Annotated in this window: 21 protein-coding genes; 3 read left to right on the top strand and 18 right to left on the bottom strand. The window is 72.4% G+C overall.

Annotated elements, in window-relative coordinates; genetic code table 11:
* The first annotated feature begins 20 nt into the window (after window positions 1–20).
* Window positions 21–1,319 carry a DUF349 domain-containing protein gene (locus JNO54_RS09300; RefSeq protein ID WP_204143649.1) on the top strand — a complete coding sequence of 433 codons (1,299 nt, stop codon included), beginning with the start codon at window positions 21–23 and terminating at the stop codon, window positions 1,317–1,319.
* Between the two features lie 39 nt (window positions 1,320–1,358).
* Here the strand turns inward: JNO54_RS09300 and JNO54_RS09295 are convergent, their stop codons facing one another.
* From JNO54_RS09295 to JNO54_RS09250, 10 genes are all read right to left on the bottom strand, one after another.
* Window positions 1,359–3,668 (bottom strand): RelA/SpoT family protein, encoded by a 2,310-nt coding sequence (locus JNO54_RS09295; RefSeq protein ID WP_204143648.1) that lies wholly within the window; start codon window positions 3,666–3,668, stop codon window positions 1,359–1,361.
* Window positions 3,669–3,677: 9 nt separating this feature from the next.
* On the bottom strand, window positions 3,678–4,223 hold the full coding sequence (locus tag JNO54_RS09290) for an adenine phosphoribosyltransferase (RefSeq protein ID WP_204143647.1): 546 nt from the start codon (window positions 4,221–4,223) through the stop codon (window positions 3,678–3,680).
* Complete coding sequence (gene secF, locus JNO54_RS09285; protein WP_233703221.1) at window positions 4,220–5,425, bottom strand: protein translocase subunit SecF; 1,206 nt, start codon at window positions 5,423–5,425, stop codon at window positions 4,220–4,222. The genes JNO54_RS09290 and secF overlap by 4 nt, the downstream gene beginning before the upstream one ends.
* Window positions 5,422–7,302, bottom strand: coding sequence for a protein translocase subunit SecD (gene secD, locus JNO54_RS09280; protein ID WP_204143646.1), 1,881 nt, complete (start codon window positions 7,300–7,302; stop codon window positions 5,422–5,424). The genes secF and secD overlap by 4 nt, the downstream gene beginning before the upstream one ends.
* Entirely contained in the window at window positions 7,302–7,613 is a 312-nt protein-coding gene (yajC, locus tag JNO54_RS09275) for a preprotein translocase subunit YajC (RefSeq protein ID WP_204143645.1), read from the bottom strand. The genes secD and yajC overlap by 1 nt, the downstream gene beginning before the upstream one ends.
* 167 nt (window positions 7,614–7,780) lie before the next feature.
* Entirely contained in the window at window positions 7,781–8,893 is a 1,113-nt protein-coding gene (gene ruvB, locus JNO54_RS09270; protein ID WP_204143644.1) for a Holliday junction branch migration DNA helicase RuvB, read from the bottom strand.
* The gene (gene ruvA, locus JNO54_RS09265; protein ID WP_204143643.1) at window positions 8,890–9,489 is read right to left on the bottom strand and encodes a Holliday junction branch migration protein RuvA; all 600 of its coding nucleotides are present in this window, start codon (window positions 9,487–9,489) and stop codon (window positions 8,890–8,892) included. The genes ruvB and ruvA overlap by 4 nt, the downstream gene beginning before the upstream one ends.
* Window positions 9,486–10,049: a crossover junction endodeoxyribonuclease RuvC gene (gene ruvC / locus JNO54_RS09260; RefSeq protein ID WP_204143642.1), complete on the bottom strand. Its 564-nt coding sequence runs from the start codon at window positions 10,047–10,049 to the stop codon at window positions 9,486–9,488. Before ruvC ends, ruvA begins: the two co-directional genes overlap by 4 nt.
* Window positions 10,050–10,184: 135 nt before the next feature.
* The gene (locus JNO54_RS09255; RefSeq protein ID WP_204143641.1) at window positions 10,185–10,964 is read right to left on the bottom strand and encodes a YebC/PmpR family DNA-binding transcriptional regulator; all 780 of its coding nucleotides are present in this window, start codon (window positions 10,962–10,964) and stop codon (window positions 10,185–10,187) included.
* A gap of 69 nt (window positions 10,965–11,033) precedes the next feature.
* On the bottom strand, window positions 11,034–11,381 hold the full coding sequence (locus tag JNO54_RS09250; RefSeq protein ID WP_204143640.1) for a hypothetical protein: 348 nt from the start codon (window positions 11,379–11,381) through the stop codon (window positions 11,034–11,036).
* 68 nt (window positions 11,382–11,449) lie between these two features.
* Here JNO54_RS09250 and fdhD point away from each other — a divergent pair, with 68 nt between their 5' ends.
* The gene (gene fdhD, locus JNO54_RS09245; protein WP_204143639.1) at window positions 11,450–12,256 is read left to right on the top strand and encodes a formate dehydrogenase accessory sulfurtransferase FdhD; all 807 of its coding nucleotides are present in this window, start codon (window positions 11,450–11,452) and stop codon (window positions 12,254–12,256) included.
* A 3-nt stretch (window positions 12,257–12,259) separates the two neighbouring features.
* On the opposite strand, the gene JNO54_RS09240 is transcribed toward fdhD, so the two are convergent.
* The 4 genes from JNO54_RS09240 to pgsA are packed head-to-tail and all read right to left on the bottom strand — an operon-like array spanning window position 12,260 to window position 15,549.
* Window positions 12,260–12,832 carry a hypothetical protein gene (locus tag JNO54_RS09240; protein WP_204143638.1) on the bottom strand — a complete coding sequence of 191 codons (573 nt, stop codon included), beginning with the start codon at window positions 12,830–12,832 and terminating at the stop codon, window positions 12,260–12,262.
* The gene (locus tag JNO54_RS09235; RefSeq protein WP_204143637.1) at window positions 12,829–13,983 is read right to left on the bottom strand and encodes a glycosyltransferase family 4 protein; all 1,155 of its coding nucleotides are present in this window, start codon (window positions 13,981–13,983) and stop codon (window positions 12,829–12,831) included. Before JNO54_RS09235 ends, JNO54_RS09240 begins: the two co-directional genes overlap by 4 nt.
* Window positions 13,980–14,927 carry a phosphatidylinositol mannoside acyltransferase gene (locus JNO54_RS09230; protein ID WP_204143636.1) on the bottom strand — a complete coding sequence of 316 codons (948 nt, stop codon included), beginning with the start codon at window positions 14,925–14,927 and terminating at the stop codon, window positions 13,980–13,982. Before JNO54_RS09230 ends, JNO54_RS09235 begins: the two co-directional genes overlap by 4 nt.
* A 1-nt stretch (window position 14,928) precedes the next feature.
* Entirely contained in the window at window positions 14,929–15,549 is a 621-nt protein-coding gene (gene pgsA, locus JNO54_RS09225; protein ID WP_204143635.1) for a phosphatidylinositol phosphate synthase, read from the bottom strand.
* A gap of 120 nt (window positions 15,550–15,669) precedes the next feature.
* Between pgsA and JNO54_RS09220 the strand changes: the two genes are divergently transcribed.
* On the top strand, window positions 15,670–17,772 hold the full coding sequence (locus tag JNO54_RS09220) for an elongation factor G (RefSeq protein WP_204143634.1): 2,103 nt from the start codon (window positions 15,670–15,672) through the stop codon (window positions 17,770–17,772).
* Window positions 17,773–17,827: 55 nt separating this feature from the next.
* Here the strand turns inward: JNO54_RS09220 and JNO54_RS09215 are convergent, their stop codons facing one another.
* The 4 genes from JNO54_RS09215 to JNO54_RS09200 form a co-directional block, all read right to left on the bottom strand.
* Complete coding sequence (locus JNO54_RS09215; RefSeq protein ID WP_204143633.1) at window positions 17,828–18,391, bottom strand: HIT family protein; 564 nt, start codon at window positions 18,389–18,391, stop codon at window positions 17,828–17,830.
* A gap of 378 nt (window positions 18,392–18,769) precedes the next feature.
* Window positions 18,770–19,225: a GNAT family N-acetyltransferase gene (locus JNO54_RS09210; protein WP_204143632.1), complete on the bottom strand. Its 456-nt coding sequence runs from the start codon at window positions 19,223–19,225 to the stop codon at window positions 18,770–18,772.
* 24 nt (window positions 19,226–19,249) lie between these two features.
* Window positions 19,250–21,241, bottom strand: a complete 1,992-nt coding sequence (gene thrS, locus JNO54_RS09205; RefSeq protein ID WP_204143631.1) for a threonine--tRNA ligase — start codon at window positions 21,239–21,241, stop codon at window positions 19,250–19,252.
* A gap of 53 nt (window positions 21,242–21,294) precedes the next feature.
* Entirely contained in the window at window positions 21,295–22,512 is a 1,218-nt protein-coding gene (locus tag JNO54_RS09200) for an FUSC family protein (protein ID WP_204143630.1), read from the bottom strand.
* Between the last annotated feature and the right edge of the window lie 5 nt (window positions 22,513–22,517).

Below are 22,517 nucleotides of genomic sequence, written 5' to 3'. Positions count from 1 at the left end.
CCCCCGCCGCGTTCGCCCGCATGGCACCCAAGCGCCCCGCGGCCGCGCCGGTCCCCGCGGTGACGACGGACCACTCGGCCTCGGCCGTCTTCGGGCGCGTCGACGAGGAGGGCCGGGTCTTCGTCCGCGACGGCGAGGAGGAGCGCGAGGTCGGCTCCTACCCCGGGGCCACGCCCGAGGAGGCCCTCCAGTACTTCGCCCGCAAGTACGACGAGCTGCACGCCTCGGCCACCCTCCTGCGCCAGCGTCTCGACGCGCCCGAGGTGACCGCCAAGGAGCTCTCCGAGGGTCTGTCCTCCTTCAAGTCCCACACCGACGAGGCCAACGTCGTCGGCGACCTCCCCGCGCTGCGCGCCCTCGTCACCGAGATCGAGACCGGCCTCGCCGAGAAGCGCAGCCGCGAGCAGGCCGAGCGAGCCCAGGCCAAGCAGGCCGCCGCCGCCGAGCGCGAGGTGATCGTCGCCGAGGCCGAGCAGATCGCCGCCCAGCCCGTCGAGCGCATCCAGTGGAAGTCCTCCACGGCCCGCATGCGCGAGCTCCTCGACACGTGGAAGTCGCACCAGAAGTCCGGGGTGCGCCTCGACAAGGACGTCGAGTCCGCCCTGTGGCAGCGCTTCTCGAAGGCCCGCAACTCCTTCGACAAGGGGCGTCGCCACCACTTCGCCGAGCTCGAGTCGACCCGCGGCGAGGCCAAGGCGACCAAGCAGGCCCTCGTCACCGAGGCCGAGCGCCTCTCGACGAGCACCGACTGGGCAGCCACGGCGGGCGCCTTCAAGCGCCTCATGGACGACTGGCGCCGCGCCGGCCGCGCCGGCAAGCGCGACGACGACGCCCTGTGGGAGCGCTTCCGCCGCGCCCAGGACGCCTTCTTCGAGGCCAAGGACGCCGAGGCCGCCCGCGAGGACGAGAGCTTCCGCGGCAACCTCGAGGTCAAGGAGAGGCTGCTCACCGAGGCCCAGGCGCTGCTCCCGATCAAGGACCTCGAGTCCGCCAAGTCCTCGCTGCGCTCGATCCAGGAGCGCTGGGAGGCCGCCGGCAAGGTCCCCCGCGGCGACATCGACCGCATGGAGAAGGGCCTGCGCAAGGTCGAGCAGGCCGTGCGCGACGCCGAGGACAACCGGTGGAAGAAGAGCAACCCCGAGCTCTCCGCCCGGGCCAACAGCCTCGTCACCCAGCTCGAGGCCAAGGTCGCCGACCTCGAGGCCCAGATCGCCGGCACCGACGACGCCTCTCGCAGGCGGCGCCTCGAGAGCGAGCTCGAGTCGAGCCGCTCGCTGCTGACGATGGCCAGGGCGGGCGCCGACGAGTTCGGCGACTGATCCCTTCGTCTACTGCCCCGGCCGAGCCGCCCGCGCGACTCAGTCCTGCGGGTGCTCGGTGGCCCCGGTGATCCGGTAGGCGTCGAAGACGCCGTCGATCCGCTTGACCTGGCCCAGGACGTGCGCCAGGTGCGTCGGGTCGCCCATCTCGAAGGTGAAGCGCAGCTTCGCCAGCCGGTCGCGGCTCGTGTGCACCGTCGCCGAGAGGATGTTCACCGACGAGTCCGACAGCACCCGGGTGACGTCCGAGAGGAGCCGGTTGCGGTCGAGCGCCTCGACCTGGATCTGCACGAGGAAGAGGTTGTTGCTGCTCGGCGCCCACGAGACGTCGATGAGCCGCTCCGGCTCGCGCTGGAGCGAGGTGGCGTTGGTGCAGTCCTTGCGGTGCACGGAGACGCCGTTGCCGCGGGTGATGAACCCCATGATCTCGTCGCCGGGCACGGGGGTGCAGCAGCGCGCGAGCTTGACCCAGACGTCGTCCATCCCCTTGACGGTGACGCCGGGGTCGCCCTTCTGCCGGCGCCTGCGCACCGGACCGGGCATCGTCGCCTCGGCGAGGTCCTCGGTCGCGCCCTCCTCGCCGCCGGAGATCGCGAGGAGCCTCGAGACGACGTGCTGGGCCGAGACGTGCCCCCCGCCGACCGCCGCGTAGAGGGCGTCGACGTCGTTGAGCCGTTGCTCGTCGGCGACGCTGGCGAGGATCTCGTGGGTCAGGAGGCGCTGCAGCGGGAGGTTCTGCTTGCGGACGGCACGGGCGATGGCCTCCTTGCCGGCCTCGGCCATCTCCTCCTTGCGCTCGCGCGAGAACCAGTGCTTGATCTTGTTGCGCGCCCGCGGTGAGCGCACGAAGCCGAGCCAGTCGCGGGAGGGGCCCGCGCCCTCGGCCTTGCTCGTGAGCACCTCGACGACGTCGCCGGTCTCGAGGGTGGAGTCGAGCGGCACGAGTCGCCCGTTGACCCGGCCACCGATGGTCTTGTGCCCGACCTCGGTGTGCACGGCGTAGGCGAAGTCGACCGGGGTCGCTCCGGCGGGCAGGGCGATCACCTGCCCCTTGGGGGTGAAGACGTAGACCTCGCGAGCGTTGATCTCGTAGCGCAGCGAGTCGAGGAACTCCCCCGGGTCGGCGGTCTCGCGCTGCCAGTCGAGCAGCTGCCGCAGCCAGGCCATCTCCGAGACGTTGCCCGTGTCGTTGCCCTTCGCGACGCGGGCAGTGGGGTCGTCCTTGTACTTCCAGTGCGCGGCGACGCCGTACTCGGCGCGACGGTGCATCGCGTGGGTGCGGATCTGGATCTCGACCGGCTTGCCCTGCGGGCCGATGACCGTCGTGTGCAGCGACTGATACATGTTGAACTTCGGCAGCGAGATGTAGTCCTTGAAGCGGCCGGGCAGCGGGTTCCACCGGGCGTGCAGGGCCCCGAGGGCGGCGTAGCAGTCGCGCACGCTGTCGACGAGGACGCGGACGGCGACGAGGTCGTAGATCTCGCCGAACTCGCGACCGCCGACGATCATCTTCTGGTACACGGAGTAGTAGTGCTTCGGCCGGCCGGTGACGGTGGCGTTGATCCGGGCCTCGCGCAGGTCGAGGACGACCTGGGCGCGCACCGTGGCGAGGTACTCCTCGCGCGCCGGCGCCCGCTCGGCCACGAGGCGGACGATCTCGTCGTAGACCTTGGGGTAGAGCGTCGCGAAGGAGAGGTCCTCGAGCTCCCACTTGATGGTGTTCATGCCGAGCCGGTGGGCCAGCGGCGCGTAGATCTCGAGGGTCTCCTGGGCCTTGCGCTGGGCCGATCCCTGCGAGACGTACTTCCAGGTGCGGGCGTTGTGCAGCCGGTCGGCGAGCTTGATGACGAGCACGCGGATGTCGCGGGCCATCGCGACGACCATCTTGCGGACCGTCTCGGCCTGCGCGGCGTCGCCGTAGGTCACCTTGTCGAGCTTGGTGACGCCGTCGACGAGCTTGGCGATCTCGGCCCCGAAGTCCTCCTCGAGCTGGTCGAGGGAGTAGTCGGTGTCCTCGACGGTGTCGTGCAGCAGCGCGGCAGCGAGCGTCACGGGGGTCATGCCGAGCTCGGCGAGGATCGTCGCGACGGCGACGGGGTGGGTGATGTAGGGGTCGCCGCTCTTGCGGCGCTGCCCCTCGTGCGCGCGCTCGGCGACCCGGTAGGCCTGCTCGATGACGCTGAGGTCGGCCTTGGGGTGGGTCTTGCGGACGACCTGGAGCAGCGGCTCGAGCTCGGGCAGCGCGGTCGTCGTCGCCCGCGACCCGATGCGGGCGAGCGAGGCCCGGGCCAGCTGGCGCGCCGAGAATCCGCCGGTGGCGGGTCCTGTGCTCGGCCGCGGGTCTGTCATGGACGAAGCCTAGACGGTGAGCAGCGCGGTGACCTCGCGACCCTCCAGCCGCTCCCGGCCCCTCAGCGCGGCCAGCTCGACGACGACGTCCACGGCGACGACCTCGGCGCCGACCTGCTCGAGCAGCTCGACGGCCGCGGCGGCGGTGCCCCCGGTGGCCAGCACGTCGTCGACGACGACGACCCGCCCCCCCGCCAGCACCGCGTCCTCGTGGATCTCGATCGTCGCGGTCCCGTACTCGAGCGAGTAGTCGAGCGAGACCGTCTGCGCCGGCAGCTTGCCCGCCTTGCGCACCGGGACGAAGCCGACCCCGAGCTCGAGCGCCACCGCGGTCCCGAAGATGAAGCCGCGCGCCTCGAGCCCGACCACCGAGGTCAGGCCCGCATCGCGGTAGGGCTCGGCCATGACCCGCGCCACCGCCGCGAGGGCGGCGCCGTCACCGATGAGCGGGGTGATGTCCTTGAAGAGGACCCCCGGCTCGGGGAAGTCCGGGACGTCCCGCAGCAGCGAGCCGACGAGCTGCGCGGTCTCCGCGCGCGACGCGTCGATCGTCATCGCCTGGACCGCGGCTGCTTCCGCGGCTGGTTGCGCGGACCGGACTGCGCGTACTTGTGGAGCTTGCGTCCGGTGACCGTCTGCTCACCGCCGTCGGCTGCCGGCGAAGGGGTGGCTGCCGGGCTGCCGGCACCGGAGGGCCCCTCCTGACCGGCCGTGGTCGACCCGCCCGAGGGTGCGGCGGCCGCGGTGCCGACCGGGGTCCGCTCGCGGTCCCCGGCGCGCTCGTGGTGCTTCGCCGCCATCCGGTCGAGCTCGACGACGACGTCGTCCTTCGCGCGCAGCTGGACGAGCAGCGGCGTCGCGATGAAGACCGAGGAGAAGGCACCGATGACCATGCCGATGAAGAGGGCCAGCGAGAGGTCGAGCAGGGTGCCGGGGCCGACCTTGGCGAAGCCGATGATGAGCACCGCGATGATCGGCAGGACGGCGATGACCGTCGTGTTGATCGAGCGCACGAGGGTCTGGTTGACGGCGAGGTTCGCGGCCTCGGCGAGGGTCTGCCGCCGGGTCTGGAAGGCGTCGGCGATGTTCTCGCGCACCTTGTCGAAGACGACCACGGTGTCGTAGAGCGAGTATCCGAGGACGGTGAGGAAGCCGATGACCGTCGCCGGCGAGACCTCGAAGCCGGACCACGTGTAGATACCGACGGTGATGATCATGTCGCTCGCGAGGGCGACCATCGCCGCCGCTGCCATCTTCCAGTTGCGGTAGTAGAGCGCCATGAGCAGCGTCGTGATGACGAGGAAGACGACGAGCGCCCGCAGCGCCTGCTGGCTCACCGAGGCGCCCCACGAGGCGCCGATGGTGTTCTCGGTGACCTGCTGGGCATCCACGTCGAAGGTCTGCGCCAGCGACTCGCTGACGTCGAGCATCTCGGCCTCTTCGAGCTTCTCCGTCTGGACCCGGACCTGGTTGCCGCCGATGAGGGTGACGTTCGCCGAGGTGTCCGCCCCGACGACCTCGCGGACCGCGTCCGTGGCCTGGGTCTGGTAGCCGTCGGAGACCTGCTCGGCCGCGACGCGGAACTCCGAGCCACCCTCGAACTCGAGGCCGAGGTTGAGCCCGCGCACGGCGAAGCCGGCCAGGGCGACGAGCATGATCACCGCGGTGATCGCGTACCAGGTCTTCGCCTTGCCGACGAAGTCGATCGATCGGCGACCGGTGTAGAGGTCGTTGCCGAAGTCCGCCATACGGCTCATACGACCGCACCTCCGTCGCTGGTGACGCCGGGGCGCACGCTCTGGCGCTCCTCGGGGACGTCGAACTGTCCGCGTCCGCGGTAGCGGACGCCGGCCTGCTGCAGGCTCTCGACCTCGAGACCCGACCACCGGTGGCCCGAGGAGAAGAACTTCCGGCGGGCGAGCAGCGTGAGCAGCGGGTGGGTGAAGAGCCAGAAGACCGCGAGGTCGATGAGCGTCGTGAGACCGAGCGTGAAGGCGAAGCCGCGCACGCCCGAGCTGGCGAGGACGTAGAGGACGACGGCGGCGATGAAGTTCACGCCGTCGGCCACGAGGATCGTCCGCTTGGCCCGCGCCCAGCCGGCCTCGACGGCGGCCCGCACGTTCCTCCCTTCGCGCAGCTCGTCACGGACCCGCTCGAAGTAGACGATGAAGGAGTCCGCGGTGACACCGATGGCGATGATCAGACCGGTCACGCCCGCCATGTCGAGGCGGTAGCCGTAGCCCCACGACAGCAGCGCGATCGCGAGATAGGTGATCCCGAAGGCGATGACCATCGAGCCGATGGTCACGAGGGCCAGCACGCGGTACTGGAAGACCGAGTAGACGATGACTGCGAGCAGGCCGAGGATGCCGGCGATGATGCCGTAGCGCAGCTGCTCGGAGCCGAGCGTCGGGCTGATCGTCACGGCCTGGTTGGTCTCGAAGGTCATCGGCAGGGCACCGAACTTCAGCGACTGGGCGAGGGCCCGCGCCTCCTCGATGGTGAAGCTGCCGCTGATCGAGGACGTGCCGTTGGGGATGGCCTCGTTGAAGTACGGGGCGACGAGGACCGTGCCGTCATAGACCGTCGCGAGGGCGTTGTACGAGCCGGGCGGGTTGACCGGGCTGACGTTGCTCAGGCTCGGCAGGGCGACGAGCTCGCGCGAGACGTCGGCGTAGCGCTTGACCCCGTCGCCGCCGAAGGTCAGGTTGATCTCGACCTCGTTGGTGATCTGGCCCTGCTGGGTCGACCGGTAGCCAGCGGCGGCGTCCTTGATCTCGGAGCCGGGGACCATCTGCGGGCCGAGGATGTACTTCGTCGCACCGTCGTCGTCGCAGGCGACGATCGCCTGGTCCGGCGTGGTGTTGGGACGGGTGTCGGTGCGCTGCTCGCAGTCGAGGGCGAGGAACTCCTCGTAGAGCTCGGTCGAGATGTTGTTCGGGTCGGTGGGGCCCTTCGGCTCGCCGGTCGGGGTCCACGAGTCGCCGGCGGGGGCCGGCTCGGTGGAGGTCGCGGGCCCGGTCTCGGCCGGGGTGCTCGACGGGGAGGGGGTGGTCGAGGAGGGCGAAGGGGTGGTCGTGGCCGGGGCGGTGCGGGCCTCGTCGCGGGACGCGGAGGTCGGGGACGCCTCGTCCGCGGACGGCCCGCGCGTCTCGCCCGAGGTGGCCGGGCCGGAGGGTGCCGGAGCCTCGGGCCCGGTCTGCTCCGGCGCGGGCTCGCTCGTGCCGGGCATCGTCGCGAGGACGGGGCGGAACTGCATCTGCGAGGCGCTCGTGATGGCGTTGCGCTGGGCCTCGGTCGGCCGGCCGGCCATGGCGACGACGATGTTCTGGCCGCCGAGGGTGGTCACCTCGGCACCGCTCGTGCCTTGGGCGTCGATGCGCTGGACGATGATGTCGCGGGCCTGCTCGAGCTGCTGGCTGCTGACGTCCTGGCCGCCCTCGAGCACCGGCTCGAGGATGAACTGGGTGCCGCCCTGGAGATCGAGCCCGAGCTCTGGAGCCCAGGAGGCGTCAGAGCGGGCGACGCCGAAGCCGAGCGCCGCGGTGAGCACGCCGATCGCGACGAAAAGCCAGACGAGGGAGCGCTTGGCGACGTCCTTGGCGCGGCTCTCCGCGCCCGTCCTGCTCGCCATCAGGCCTGGTCCGTCGGGCCGGTGCCGGCCTGTCCGTGCCCGGGGAGGTCCGCGGTGCGCACGCCGATGGCGCGCTTGTCGACCCGGATGGTCGTGCCCCGGGCGATCTCGAGCTCGGCCGTGGTGTCACCGACCGAGGTGAGGCGACCGTAGATCCCGGAGGTGGTCACGACCTCCTCGCCGACGACGAGCGAGCTCTGGAAGTCGTCCATCGCCCGCTGCCGGCGCCGGGCCGACATCGCCATGTAGACGATGAAGAGGAGCGGGAGGAGCAGGATCAGCAGGGTCCCGAGGGAGGAGCCGTCGTTCATCGTGGGTCAGCGAGCCTTCGTCGTTGGGCAGTGCGGGCTGCGGCGCCTGTCACGAGACGGCAGCGAGGCCCGGTCGCCCGGGCCAGGTCGCAGTCTAGGACAGCATCCTGGACATCGCCCGACCGCGCATCTGTCCGCGCGCCTCGGCGCCTGCACCGGGTCGCTGCTCAGCCGCCGAAACGTCCGGTCTCCTCGATCGGGAGCGCGTCCTGGTCGCCGGCGGGGGCGTCGAGACCGAGGTGCCGCCAGGCCAGGGCGGTCGCGACCCGCCCGCGCGGGGTCCGGGCGAGGTAGCCGGTACGGACGAGGTAGGGCTCGGCGACCGTCTCGACGGTGTCGGTCTCCTCCCCGAGGGCCACCGCGAGGGTCGACAGCCCGGTCGGGCCGCCGCCGAAGCGGTGGCAGAGCACCTCGAGGACGCCGCGGTCGAGCCGGTCCAGGCCGGCCTCGTCGACGTCGAAGAGGGTCAGGGCTGCCCGGGCCGCTCGCTCGTCGACAGCACCGTCGCCGTGCACCTGCGCCCAGTCCCGGACGCGGCGCAGCAGCCGGTTGGCGATGCGCGGCGTGCCGCGGGAGCGTCGGGCGATCTCGCCGATGCCGGCCGCGTCGGCCGGCACCTGGAGGAGGCCGGCGGAGCGGTGCAGGATCGTCTCGAGATCGGCGGTCTCGTAGTAGTCGAGGTGACCGGTGAAGCCGAAGCGGTCGCGCAGCGGCGCGGGGAGCAGCCCGGCGCGGGTCGTGGCCCCGACGACCGTGAAGGGCGGCAGCTCGAGCGGGATCGCCGTGGCCCCGGGGCCCTTGCCGACGACGACGTCGACCCGGTAGTCCTCCATCGCGAGGTAGAGCATCTCCTCCGCCGAGCGCGACATCCGGTGGATCTCGTCGAGGAAGAGCACCTCCCCCTCCACGAGCGAGGAGAGGATCGCCGCGAGGTCGCCGGCGTGCTGGATGGCCGGGCCGGAGGTCACCCGGACCGGCTGGCCGAGCTCCGCACCGACGATGAGGGCCAGGGTCGTCTTGCCGAGCCCGGGCGGGCCGGAGAGCAGGACGTGGTCTGGCGGGGCCGCACGCCGACGGGCTGCCTCGAGGACGAGGCCGAGCTGGTCGCGCACCTTGGTCTGGCCGGGGAAGTCGGCGAGCCGCTTGGGGCGCAGCGCCGCCTCGACGGCCGTGTCGTCCTCCGCCGCCGCGTCGACGATCCGGGCGGTCGCCTCGTACGAGCCGTCGCCGTACGGCTCGTCCGGCTCGCGGATCTCGGAGCTGAAGCCCTCGCCGCTCATCCGGCGAGCTCCCGCAGTGCGGCGCGCAGTGCCTCGGAGACGTCGGGCTGGTCACCGAGCCCCTGTGCCGCACGGTCGACCGCGGACTCCGCCTGCGAGCCCGAGTAGCCGAGCCCGACGAGCGCCTCGACGACCTGGGCCCGCCAGGGCAGCCCGGTCGGTGCGGCGGCCGGCGCGGCGCCGCCGGCCCCGGGGACGACGCCGATCTTGTCGCGCAGCTCGAGCACGAGCCGCTCCGCGCCCTTCTTGCCGATGCCCGGCACCTTGGTGAGGGTGCGCACGTCCTCGTCGGCGATGGCCGCCGCGAGCTGCTCGGGGGTCAGGACGGAGACGATGGCCAGCGCGACGCGCGGGCCGACGCCGGAGACGGTCTGGAGCAGCTCGAAGGTGTCGCGGTGCCCCTCCTCGGCGAAGCCGTAGAGGGTCATCGAGTCCTCACGCACGACGAGCGTCGTCGCGAGAGAGAGGGCGCTGCCCGTCCGGGCGGCCGCGGCGACGGCCGGCGGGGTGTGGACGAGCATGCCCACTCCCCCGACCTCGACGACGACCCGGTCGAGGCCGACGTGGCGGGCGGTACCGGTGACGGACGCGATCATGCTCGGCCTCCCAGGGCAGCGAGTCGGGCACGCTCGGAGGCCGCGGCCTCGGCGAGGCGGGTGGTGCCGCTGCCCCGCCAGACGTGGCAGAGGGCGACGGCGAGTGCGTCGGCGGCGTCCGCGGGGCGCGGTGCCTCGCTCAGCCCCAGGACGCGGGTGATCATGCTCGTGACCTGGGCCTTGTCCGCCCGGCCGGAGCCGGTGACCGCGGCCTTGACCTCGGTCGGGGTGTGCTCGTGGACGACGAGACCTCGCCGGGCACCGGCGAGGTGGACGAGACCGCTGGCCATGACCGTCGTCATGACGGTCGGGACGTGCTCGGCCATGTAGACCCGCTCGATCGCGATGACGTCGGGCTCGAAGCGCTCGAGCCAGGAGTCGAGCTCGCCCGCGAGATAGGCGAGCCGGTCACCGGTCACCCGGTCGCTCGTCGTCCGCACCACGCCCACGGCGACCATGCGCGGCTTCGCCGCGGACGGCGAGAGGTCGCCTCGGGGACCCCGGTCGATGACCGAGAGGCCGCACCGGGTCAGACCCGGGTCCACCCCGAGGACTCGCACGTCGTCTCCCTTCGCCCGTGGCGGGAGCCCACGGGAGCGTCCGAACACCTGTTCGGACCCCAAACTACGCAGCCGCCCCCGTCGTGCCGGTGAGCGACACGCGCGGGGGCGGTGCCGAGGTCTGCCCCGGACCGGTCAGTCCTCGGCCTCGAGCTCGGCGAGGACCTCGTCGGAGATGTCACCGTTGGCGTAGACGTCCTGGACGTCGTCGCTGTCCTCGAGCGCCTCGACGACCCGGATCATCTTGCGGGCACCGTCGGCGTCGAGCGGCACCTGGAGGTTCGGCACCCACGAGGCCTCGGCGGAGTCGTAGTCGATCCCGGCCTCCTGCAGCGCCGTGCGGACCGCGACGAAGTCGGTGGCCTCCGAGACGATCTGCCAGGCCTCGCCGTGGTCGTTGACCTCCTCGGCGCCCGCCTCGAGGACGACCTCGAGGAGGGAGTCCTCGTCGAGCGCGCTGCCGGCGCCGGTCTCCTGCTCCTTGGGCACGATGACGACGCCCTTGCGGTCGAAGACGTAGGCGACCGAGCCGGGGTCGGCGAGCTGCCCACCGTTGCGGGTCAGGGCGGTGCGGACCTCCGTGGCGGCGCGGTTGCGGTTGTCGGTGAGGCACTCGATGAAGAGGGCCACCCCGCCCGGGGCGTAGCCCTCGTAGACGATCGTCTCCCAGTCGGCGCCCCCGGCGGTGGCGCCGGAGCCGCGCTTGACGGCGTTGTCGATGTTCGTGTTCGGGACCGAGGACTTCTTCGCCTTCTGGATGGCGTCGTAGAGCGTCGGGTTGCCGGACGGGTCACCCCCGCCGGTGCGCGCCGCGACCTCGATGTTCTTGATGAGCTTGGCGAAGAGCTTGCCGCGCTTGGCGTCGATCGCCGCCTTCTTGTGCTTGGTCGTCGCCCACTTGGAGTGGCCAGCCACTGGTGTCTCCCTCTGGTCCTGCGTCTCGGTCCGGCGGCCAACTGTAGTCGCCACGAACCGGACGGCGGGTCAGGCGCCCGGCGGGGGTGGCGGCTGGCTGCCGGGGCGCTCGTCGGGGTCACGGGGCTGCTCGCCGTACGGGCCGGGTGCCTGGCGGTACGGCCCCTGCGGGGTGTGCCCACCCTGCTGGTAGCTCCCCGGTGTGCCCCGCCGCCGCAGCGCGAACCAGATCGCGACCGCGGCCAGGGCGAGCGGGAGGAGGCAGCACAGGATGGGCAGGAGCGTGAAGCCCCCCCAGCGCCGGCGACGCCGCGCCTCGACGAGGTCGGCGACCGCGCCGAGGTCGACCTGGCTGAGGTCGGGCAGGGCGGCCGGGACGGCGACGAGGTGCGGGACGAGGTCGACGAGCATCTGCATGGCCCCAGCGTGCACCATCCGGGGGTCCCGATCACTGGGGGGGAGCTCCCCTTCGTCATACTGGCGCGATGGGACGACGCACCGACAGACGGCTCGTCACCCGCTACCGCGGTGACGAGGTCGACCGCCGGGTCGACACGCTCGCCGTCGAGGAGCCGCTGGAGATCCGGGTGGACGGCGAGCCCTTCACCCTGACGATGCGCACCCCGGGCGACGACGTCGAGCTGGCCCACGGGCTGCTCCGGGCCGAGGGGGTCATCACGACCCGCGAGGACGTCCGGACCGCCCGCTTCTGCACCGACACCGGGACGCTCAACGTGCTCGAGCTGGCGCTCACCGTCCCGGGCGGGGTGCCGCTGAGCAGCCAGCGCAGCCTCGCCGCCTTCGGCGGCTGCGGGCTCTGCGGGTCGACGACCGTCGACGCGGTGACCCAGCGGCTCGGCGGGCAGCCGGTGAGCGGCGAAGGGGTGAGCGTCGCCCCCTCGGCGATCGCGACGGCCCTCGACGGGCTCAAGGCCTCGCAGAAGATCTTCGCCCGCACCGGCGGCACGCACGGCGCTGCCGCCGCGACCGTGGACGGGGAGGTCCTCTACGCCCGTGAGGACGTCGGCCGGCACAACGCCGTCGACAAGGTGCTCGGGGCGGTCCTGCTCGAGGACGCGCCGCCTCCCCCGCTGCTCGTCGTCAGCTCACGGGCCAGCTTCGAGATCGTCGCGAAGGCCGCGGTGTCGCGGGTGCCGGTGCTGGCCTGCGTCTCGGCCCCGTCGAGCCTGGCCGTCGAGGCCGCGGAGCAGCTGGGTGTCACGCTCGTGGCCTTCGCGCGCGGAGACCGGCTCACGGTCTGCACGCACGGCAGCCGGGTCGCGACCGGCTGACGCTCAGCGCCGGGGCAGCGAGTCGTCGAACTCCACGGTCTGAGGGAGCTCGGCGTGACCGGCGAGGCGGAACCAGCGCACCGCGCGCTTGGACCGCACCCGCTGGACCTCCTTGACGGCGTCGTTGTGGAAGCGGCGGGCCAGCTGCACCCGCAGACCCGTGGCGTCGAGGCGCTCCAGCGCCGCCCCACCGGGACCGCCGCCGGACTCGACGTGCCGCCCGACCTCGCCGGAGAGGGCGGCGACGAGGACCTCGGTCAGCTCGGACTCCACCCCTTCGCGGCCGGCGAAGTGCTGACCCTCGAGGAGGTCCTGCTCGAAGGTCCGCTCGGTAGTCCGCTCGAGGGACTCGCTCGCCGCGGAGGCGAGGAGGAAACCGGTCGCGGGGTCGAGCGCGCCCGAGTTCGCGAGCTCGAGGGCCGCCTCGGCCCGGCGGACGAGGGCTGCGTCGAGGGCGGACAGCGCTCCCTCGACCTTCGCGTGGAGCCGGTCGAGACGAGCGGCCGAGTAGCTGAGGTACCAGGCGAGCAGGAAGAGGACGGCCAGCGTGATGGCCACCCACTCGAGCGTGCTCATCGGCTCTCCCTCCGGCGCGGGGCCGACACGTCGCGCAGCGTGCGCGCGTCGAGGACCGTCTCGTAGACCGCGATGATCTCCCGCGCGACGACGTCCCAGTCGAAGGTCGCGGCGCGACGCCGGCCCCGGGCGGTGAGCTCTGCGCGCCGGTCGTCGTCGCGCAGCAGCGTGACGAGCTGGTCGGCGAGGTCGTCGGTCTGCTCGGTGCGGAAGCTGGCACCGGCCTGCCCGCCGTCGAGGACCCGGACGAAGGCCGGCAGGTCGCTCGCGAGCACCGGCGCGCCGGCCGCCATCGCCTCGACGAGGACGATCCCGAAGCTCTCGCCGCCGGTGTGCGGCGCGACGTAGACGTCGACCGAGGCGAGGAAGGTGGCCTTGTCCTCGTCGCTCAGCGGGCCGAGGATCTCCGTCGCCGCCGCGACGTCCTCCGGGAGCCGCGCCTCGGCGGCCTGGACGGACCCGGGGCCGACGACGAGGAGACGGGCGCCCGGGATCTCACGCAGGACAGCGCGCATCGCCTCGGCGAGGACCGGCAGCCCCTTGCGCGGCTCGTCGATCCGGCCGAGGAAGCCGATCGTCGGCCGCTCCGCGGTGCCCTGCCAAGCGGCTCGCGGGCGGGCCTGCGCGAAGAACGCCGTGTCGACGCCGTTGGGGATGACGACGGCGTCGCCGCCGAGGTGCGTCGTCACCGTGCGCCGGGCGTCCTCGGAGACCGCGATCCGGCCGCTGATCTTCTCCAGCGAGGGGCGCAGCAGCGGGTAGGCGGCCTGCATCGCCCGGGAGCGCAGGTTGGAGGTGTGGAAGGTCGCGACGACGGGCTGGGTCGAGGCCCAGAGCGCGAGGATGCCGACGCTCGGGGTCACCGGCTCGTGGATGTGGAGCAGGTCGAAGTCGCCGTCGGAGATCCAGCGGGAGACCCGGTTGGCGACGAGCGGGCCGAAGTTGAGCCGCGCGACGGAGCCGTTGTAGCGGATCGGGACGGCGCGCCCGGCGGAGGTCACGTAGTCGGGCAGGGGCGTGCCCTCCTCGGCGGGTGCCAGGACCGAGGCCTGGTGGCCGTGGGCGATGAGGTGCCTGGCGAGGTCACGGATGTGGAACTGGACGCCGCCCGGCACGTCGAAGGAGTACGGGCTGACCAGACCGATCCTCATGCCGCCTCCTCGGGCCGGGCGAGCCGCTCCGGGTCGAGGTCGGCGACGAAGACCCGCTGCATCATGTGCCAGTCCTCGGGGTGCTCGACGATCGCGGCGCCCAGGACGTCGACGCAGGCCTGGGTCGTGGCGGCCACCCGCTGAGCCCGGGTCCCCGCGGTCGCCACGGGCACCGCCGGGTGGATCGTGATCTGCATCCCCCAGCGGTGGCGTCCACGACGCAGGTGGCGCATCGACACGGGGAAGAGGGCGACGCCGGTCTCGACGGCCAGGGCTGCCGGTCCCGCGGCCACGCGGGCGGGGCGGCCGGCGAGGTCGACCTCGACACCCGAGGCCGAGAGGTCACGGTCGGCGAGCAGCGGCATGACGTAGGGGCGGCCCTCCCGCAGGTGGTCGACGAGCCGCTGGTAGGTCCCCCGCTCGACGGGGTGGATCGTCATGCCGAGACCCTCGCGGAAGTCGAGGAAGGCGCGGAACATCTCCTCCGGCTCGAGCCGCTCGGCGACCGTCACGACGTGGCCGAAGCGGCGCGCGCACCACGCGCCCGCGAGGTCCCAGTTGCCCGTGTGTCCGAGGAAGGCGAGCACGGGTCGCCCCGCATCGAGCTCGGCGTCGAAGTGCTCGGCCCCCACGACCTCGACGAGGTCGTCGACCTCGTCCGTCGACAGGGCCGGCAGACGGAAGGCCTCGACGTAGTAGCGGAAGGCGCGGCGGACCCCTTCGCCCGTCAGCCGGTCGAGGGCTGCGTCGTCGAGGTCCGGCCGCAGCCGCGCGTAGTTGCTGCGCAGCCGCGCCACGGAGGGGCCACCCCGCCGGTGGACGAGCCCGGCCACCGCGTCGAAGAGCGCGTACGCCACGGGTGCGGGCACCATGCGCAGGAGCGCCCAGGCGGCCCGGAAGGCCAGCACCGTGAGCCGCTGCTGGAAGCGGTGGAGACCCCGCACGTCAGTCCTGGGGTGCGAGGGCGAGGGCCTGGCGGCGCACCGTGAGCACGCGCTGCAGCACGGTCACGGCGCTGGCCACCGCGAGCAGTGCGAGGACGACGGTGAGCACGACTACGGGCAGACCGAGCCCGACGAAGCCGGTCGTCACGAGCGTGCTCACGAGCCGGTCGGCCCGCTCGGCGATGCCGACGTCGGCGCGCAGCCCCACGCCCTCGGCGCGGGCGCGCGCGTAGGAGACGAGGCTGCCGAGGATGAGGCAGGCGAGCGCGAGGTTGGCGGTCAGCAGGTCCTCTCCCCCGGTGAAGAACCAGATCGCCAGCCCGCCGAAGACCGCGGCGTCGCCGAAGCGGTCGAGGGTCGAGTCGAGGTAGGCGCCCCACACGCCCTGGCGCCCCTGCAGCCGCGCCATGATCCCGTCGAGCGTGTCGGAGAAGACGAAGCCGGTGATGACGAGGACACCGACGAGCAGCTCGCCGCGGGGGAAGAAGAAGAGGGCACCGAAGCACACGCCGAGGGTCCCGACGACGGTCACGGCGTCGGGTGAGATCCCGAGGCGCAGGAGCAGCCGGGCGATCGGGGTGAAGACCTTGGTGAAAAAGGCACGTGCGTACTTGTTGAGCATGGCGAGCCCCAGGGTAGTCGGCGGTGGGCGACCCGCCGCGCCGCCGCTCCGGCCGTGTCTGGTTCGTCACTGTGGCCCGGCTTCCTTGCATGCGCCGGCCCCCAGGGGTTGGGTGGAGGCATGGCCGTACAACAACGCAAGTCACACCAGGTGCCGGTCGTCGAAGGGGCCCACCAGCTGCGCAACGTCGCACTGGTGGGTCCTTCTGGTTCCGGCAAGTCCCGTCTCTTCGAGGTGCTCACCGGCGTGCGCACCCGGGCCGACCAGGTCGACCGGTCGAGCGCGCTCGTCGCCGCGACCGCGGCGCTGCCGGGCACCGATCTCGCCCTGACCCTGCTCGACACCCCCGGGCACCCCGACTTCGTCGGCGAGGTGCGGGCCGCCCTGCGTGCCGCGGACTCCGCGCTCTTCGTCGTCTCCGCCGCCGACGGTGTCGACGCGAGCACCCGCGCGCTCTGGCACGAGTGCGCGCTCACCCGGACGCCGCGCGCAGTCGTCGTCGTCCAGCTCGACGCCGAGAGCGCCGACTACGCGGCGACCCTCGCCGAGTGCCAGGCCGTCTTCGGCCAGGGCGTCCAGCCGCTCGGTATCCCCGTGGCGGGCGAAGGGGGTGCGCTCACCCAGGTGGTCGACCTCGTCCTCGGCGAGGTGCACGACTACTCGCGGCCCGAGCGGGAGGTCCGTCCAGCCCGGGAGGAGCACGCCGTCCTCTTCGAGACGTACCGCTCGGCGCTCATCGAGGGGATCATCGAGGAGTCCGAGGACGAGACCCTCATGGAGCGCTACCTCGGCGGCGAGGAGGTCGACTTCGAGACGATCGAGCACGCGCTGCTCACCGCGGTGGGCAGAGGCAGCTTCTTCCCCGTCGTCCCCGCCTCGGCCGAGACCGGGTCCGGCCTGCACGTCGTGCGGCACCTCGTCGCCGCGGGTCTCCCGTCGCCCGAGAGCCGGCCGCTGCCGGTCGCGACGGGCACCTCGGGCGGTTCGCCCCGCGAGCTGACGTGCTCCCCCGACGGGCCGCTCGCCGTCGAGGTCGTCCACACCCGCAGCGACCCCTACGTCGGGCACGTCTCCCTCGTGCGGGTCTTCTCCGGGACGCTGCTGCCGTCCTCCGCGGTGCACGTCTCCGGTCACCTCGACCGGCTCGACCCGGGCCAGGCCATGACTCGGGCGGGGCACGACGACGACGTGCGGGTGGGCACGGTCGGTCTGCCGCGCGGCGACGAGGTCGTCGAGGTCGAGCGCGCCGTGGCCGGCCAGGTCGTCGTCGTGACGCGGCTGGCCACGGCCGCGACGACCGACACGATCTCGTCCCCGGAGGACCCGCTGCTCATCGAGCCGTGGGCGCTGCCCGACGCGCTGCTGCCCGTCGCGCTCGAGCCGGTGACCCGGGCCGACGAGGACAAGCTGGGCACTGCCCTGCGCGAGATCGCCGCCGAGGACTCGGCGTTGCGGGTCGAGCGGGACCCACGCACCGAGCAGGACGTCCTGTGGACCACGGGCGTGGCCCACCAGGACCTCGTGCTGGCCCGTCTCAAGGACCGTTTCGGCGTCGACGTCCGCACCGCTCCGGTCAAGGTGGGCCTGCGCGAGACCTTCGTCGCGCCCGCCGCCGCGCAGGGCCGGCACGTCAAGCAGTCCGGCGGCCACGGTCAGTTCGCGGTCTGCCATCTCGAGGTCGCCCCGGGCGAGCCCGGCAGCGGCATCGTCTTCACCGAGCGCGTCGTCGGCGGTGCCGTGCCGAGGGGGTACATCCCGAGCGTCGAGAAGGGTGCCCGCGCCCAGCTCGCCTCCGGGCTGCTCGCCGGCTGGCCGGTCGTCGACGTCGTCGTCACCCTCACCGACGGCAAGGCGCACAGCGTCGACAGCAGCGACCAGGCCTTCCAGACCGCAGCCGGCCTGGCCCTGCGCGAGCTGGCGTCGGCCGAGGTGATGACGCTGCTCGAGCCGGTCGACGAGGTGCAGATCGTCGTGGACAGCGAGCACGTCGGCGCGGTCCTCACCGACCTCGGCGGACGCCGGGCGCAGATCCTGGGCACCGACGCGGAGGACGACGAGGGCCTGCGGACCCGGGTCGACGCGCTCGTGCCCCAGCTCGAGCTCGTCGACTACCCGATCGCGCTGCGCAGCGTCGCCCACGGCACCGCTGAGCTGCGACGCAGCCCGCACGGCTACGAGCCGATGCCCGAGCGTCTGGCGGCGGAGCACGCCGGCAGCGGCTGAGCCGCCTCGCCAGGACGGGACGGCCCGTGACCGGGGACGGACCGTCCTGGCACCGTCAGGCGGTGGGCCAGGCCTGCGCGAGGCTCCGGCGGGCGTCCTCGAGGAGGACGGGGATCGCCTTGGTCTGCGCGACGATCGGCAGGAAGTTCATGTCCCCGCCCCAGCGCGGGATGACGTGCTGGTGCAGGTGCGCGGCAACCCCGGCGCCGGCGACCTCGCCCTGGTTCATCCCGAGGTTGAAGCCGTGCGGGCCGGAGGTCTCCTGGAGCACCCGGATCGCCGTCTTCGTCATCGCGGTGAACTCGAGGGTCTCCTCGTCGGTGAGGTCGACGTAGAGCGAGACGTGACGGTACGGGCAGACGAGCACGTGACCGGCGTTGTACGGGAAGAGGTTCATCACGACGAAGCAGTGCTCGCCGCGCGCCACGACGAGGCTCTCCTCGTCGGGCCGACCCGGCGCGACACAGAAGGGGCACCCGTCCCCCGCGTCCTTGCTCGGCCTCTCCCCCGTCACGTACGCCATGCGGTGGGGGGTCCACAGCCGGTCGAAGCCGTCGGGCACCCCGGCGAGCGCCCGACCGTCCTCGGTCGGCAGCTGGTCTGCGGTGGGCTCGCTCATGCGCCTGATCCTAGGCACCCGGCGCGCGCAGGCGCCGGGCGCGGTGAGGGCCCGGGCAGTATGAGTGCCCGGGCCCTCGGTGCGGCCGACGTGATGATCGTGCCTCGCGGGGTCGCTCATGGAATCCCCCGACGCATCACCGTGCGGTCGAGACGGTAGGCCGTCTCGTGCGGGTTTCGTTTCAGATCCCGGTCCCGACCCACCGGGGTGGATCGGTAAGGAAGAGTTGTACGCCGGTTCGCCGACGGGCACAAGAGCCCGGCGCCGGGCGGACGGCGCGCCTGCGTGGGCGACCTCTTCAGGTCGTCTTGACTGGAGCAAGGACCACGGTGGGCCCCGCGAGGTATGAGCTCGCGGGGCCCACCGGGTCGTCGGCCCTCACGGGGTCCACTGCATGAGACGGGGCGAAGGGGTGGTGAAGCCACCGTGCTCGAAGAGCGGCCGTCCGGCGTCGCTGCTGCGCAGCTCCAGCCATCGCACCCCTTCGTCCCGGGCGGCCCGCCTGACCTCGGTGAGCAGGGCCGCGCCGATGCCTTGACGCCTCCGGTCGGTGCAGACGAAGACGGACTGGACGTACCACCACTCCGGCCGACCCGGCGCCATGAGGGTCGGGAGCTTGCGGACCCGCAGCGCCAGCAGGCAGCCGACCGGGTTGCCGTCGGCCTCCTCCGCGATCCACCCTCGGTGGTCGTCGATCTCGGCGAGGAAGGCGTCGGCGTACTCGGTGATGAACCCCGGCCGCGGCGGGCGCCCGAGCTCTCGGTCGTGCTGGATCCGCAGCGCCGCCAGGGAGAAGGCGTCGCGGCGCTCGACGGGCCGGATACGGGCGTCCATGCCGCTCAACCTATCCTCGGGGGGTCAGACCTGGGCGCGGGTCTCGATCGCCTCGACGATCTTCGCGATCGCCTCCGCGACCGGCACGCCGTTCTCCTGCGAGCCGTCGCGGTAGCGGAAGGAGACCGCGCCGGCCTCCATGTCCTCGGCACCGGCGATGAGGGTGAAGGGAACCTTGGACCTGCTCGCGTTGCGGATCTTCTTCGGGAACCGGTCGTCGGTGCTGTCCATCTCGACCCGCACGCCCGCCGCGGCGAACTGGTCGAGGACGCCCTGGAGGTAGGGCTCGAAGTCCTCGGCCACCGGCACACCGAGCGCCTGGACGGGCGAGAGCCATACCGGGAAGGCGCCGGCGTAGTGCTCGACGAGGACGCCGATGAAGCGCTCGATCGAGCCGAACTTCGCCGAGTGGATCATCACCGGCTGCTGCCGCGAGCCGTCGGCCGCCTGGTACTCGAGGTTGAAGCGGTCTGCGGAGGGCTGGTTGAAGTCGTACTGGATCGTGCTCATCTGCCAGGTCCGGCCGATGGCGTCACGCGCCTGGACGGAGACCTTCGGCCCGTAGTAGGCGGCACCGCCGGGGTCGGCGACGAGCTCGAGACCGGAGGCGACGCAGACGTCCTCGAGGACCTTCGTCGCCTCGGCCCAGTCCTCGTCGGAGCCGATGAACTTGTCCTTCTTGTCGCCGCTCTCGTCCCGCGTGGAGAGCTCGAGGTAGAAGTCGTCGAGCCCGAAGTCGCGGAGCAGCCCGAGGACGAAGTCGAGGAGGTGCTTGATCTCCGCCGGTGCCTGCTCCTTGGTGACGTAGGAGTGGCTGTCGTCCTGGGCGAAGCCACGCACCCGGGTCAGCCCGTGGATCACACCGGACTTCTCGTGCCGGTAGACGTGGCCGAACTCGAAGTAGCGCAGCGGCAGGTCACGGTAGGACCGCTGCCGGCTGCGGTAGATGAGGTTGTGCATCGGGCAGTTCATCGCCTTGAGGCGGTAGTCCATGCCGTCGACGTCGAAGGGGTCGAACATCCCCTCGCCGTAGTACGGGAGGTGGCCCGAGGTGTGGAAGAGGCCCTCCTTGGCGATGTGCGGGGTCCCGACGTACTGGAAGCCCTCCTCGATGTGCCGCTGCCGGACGTAGTCCTCCATGACGCGCTTGATGACGCCGCCCCTGGGGTGGAAGACGGGCAGCCCGGAGCCGATCTCGTCGGGGAAGGAGAAGAGATCGAGCTCGCGGCCGAGCTTGCGGTGGTCGCGGCGCTCGGCCTCGGCGAGCCGGTCGAGGTAGGCCTTGAGCTCGTCCTTGGACGGCCAGGCCGTGCCGTAGATCCGCTGCAGCTGCGGGTTCTTCTCCGACCCGCGCCAGTAGGCGGCGGCGCTGCGCATGATCTTGTACGCGTTGCCGAGGACCTTCGTGCTCGGGACGTGCGGGCCGCGGCACAGGTCGCCCCAGGCGACCGAGCCGTCGCGACGGACGTTGTCGTAGATCGTCAGCTGGGCGCCGCCGACCTCGACGCCCGCCCCTTCTGCGGCATCCTCTGCGGAGCCGCCCTTGAGGCCGATGAGCTCGCACTTGTACGGCTCGTCCTTGAGCTCCGCGAGCGCCGCCTCGTCCTCGATCTCGCGTCGCACGAAGGTCTGGCCCTCGTTGATGATCCGCTGCATCGCCTTCTCGAGCGCCTTGAGGTCCTCGGGGGTGAAGGGCTCGGCCACGTCGAAGTCGTAGTAGAAGCCGTCCCGGATCGGCGGGCCGATGCCGAGCCTGGCGTCGGGGTGGGCCTGCTGGACTGCCTGGGCGAGGACGTGGGCGGCGCTGTGCCGCAGGACGTCCAGGCCGTCCTGCTCCTGGGCCGTCACCGGCTCGACGACGTCGGCGTCGGCAAGGACGTGCGCGAGGTCGCGCAGCTCGCCGTTGACACGCGCGACGAGGACCGCCCGGTCGTCGCCGAAGAGGTCGGCGGCCGTGGTGCCCGCGTCGACCGTTCGCTCGCTTCCGGCGACGTTCACGGTGAGCTGGGCAGGCACGGGGTACTCCTGGGAGAGACGGGTTCGCGGCCCGGACGGGCAGCAGCCCGACTCTATCCGCCGTCCGGCCCCGGCCCCACCTCGAGGTCCTCGTCCGGCAGGCTGCCCGCGGGCAGCGCGAGCTCCGGACGGCTCTCGTCGACGAGCCGGACCATCCGCACGGCGTCGACGAGCATCGCGCCGTATGCGAAGACGCCGACGCCGTCCTCCCGGACGTCCTCGGCGAGGGACGCCAGGCGGTGGTGGAGGTCGCTGATGACCCCACTGAGCTCATCGCTCGCGTCGTCGTCGGTGCGCTCGAGGATCGCCAGGCTGCGGGCCAGGTCCAGCAGCAGCTCGCCGAAGGACCCCAGGTAGCCCGCGCTCGGCGGATCGAGCGGGTTGTCGCGGTCGCGCACCTCGGCGAGAGTGGCCGCGATCCCGGCGATGTTGTGCTGCACGGCTCTCAGCGTGCGCACCGAGGCGCGGTAGCCCGCCCAGTCGGCCTCGACCTCGCGCACGGCGCGCTGCGGGTGCATGAGGGTGCTCTCCTGGCCGAGGTCGACCGCGGCGAGCACGACGGGGGCCTCGTCAGCCAGCCGCTGGCTGCGCTCGACCCAGCCCTGGGCGTCGCTTGCGTCCCACTCGGTCGTCAGTCCGCGGCCCATGTCGGCGAGCAGCGTGTACGCGTCCGTGGCGACCCGGCGGACCTCGTCCTGCGAGGTCTGGACGAGGGCCGGCGGCATGAGAGCCGCATTGACGGTGATGCCGATGATCCCCCCGCCGAGAGTCTCGAGCAGGGTGATGATCGTGAAGTCCTCGTCGGTCCCGCCTGCCGTGAGCAGGGAGAGCAGCGCCATGATCGGGACCATCGTCGCGTGGTCCCCGAGGATCGGCGCTCGCGAGATCGTCATCCCGATGAGCAGGGCGAGCAGCATCGTCCACCACGACAGGCCCAGGGTCAGGCCGATGGCCGCCGCCAGCCCCATCCCGAGGAGCACGGCGACGAGACGGCGCACGCTCCCGCTGACCGACCGGGCGATCGTCCGCTCGACGACGAGCATCGCGGCCATGGGGGCGTAGCTGGGGGTCGGCGAGCCGACGATGCGGTCGGCAAAGACCCAGGCGAGGGTTCCGGCGACCGCTGCCTTGACGATGAGGAGCAGCCCTGAGCGGGCCTCGGGGTCCCCGGACCGCAGACCTCGCACACCCGCCGTGAGCGGGCTGACGACGTCGTTGCGCAGGCGCCGGTGCCAGGCCTCGTGGTGCGCCTCGGGTGCTGCGGGGTCCATGAGAG

This window comes from Janibacter endophyticus, from assembly GCF_016888335.1.
GTDB lineage: Bacteria > Actinomycetota > Actinomycetes > Actinomycetales > Dermatophilaceae > Marihabitans > Marihabitans endophyticum.
Note: the sequence above shows the minus strand (reverse complement) of the source record. Positions and strands in the feature narration are given on the sequence as shown.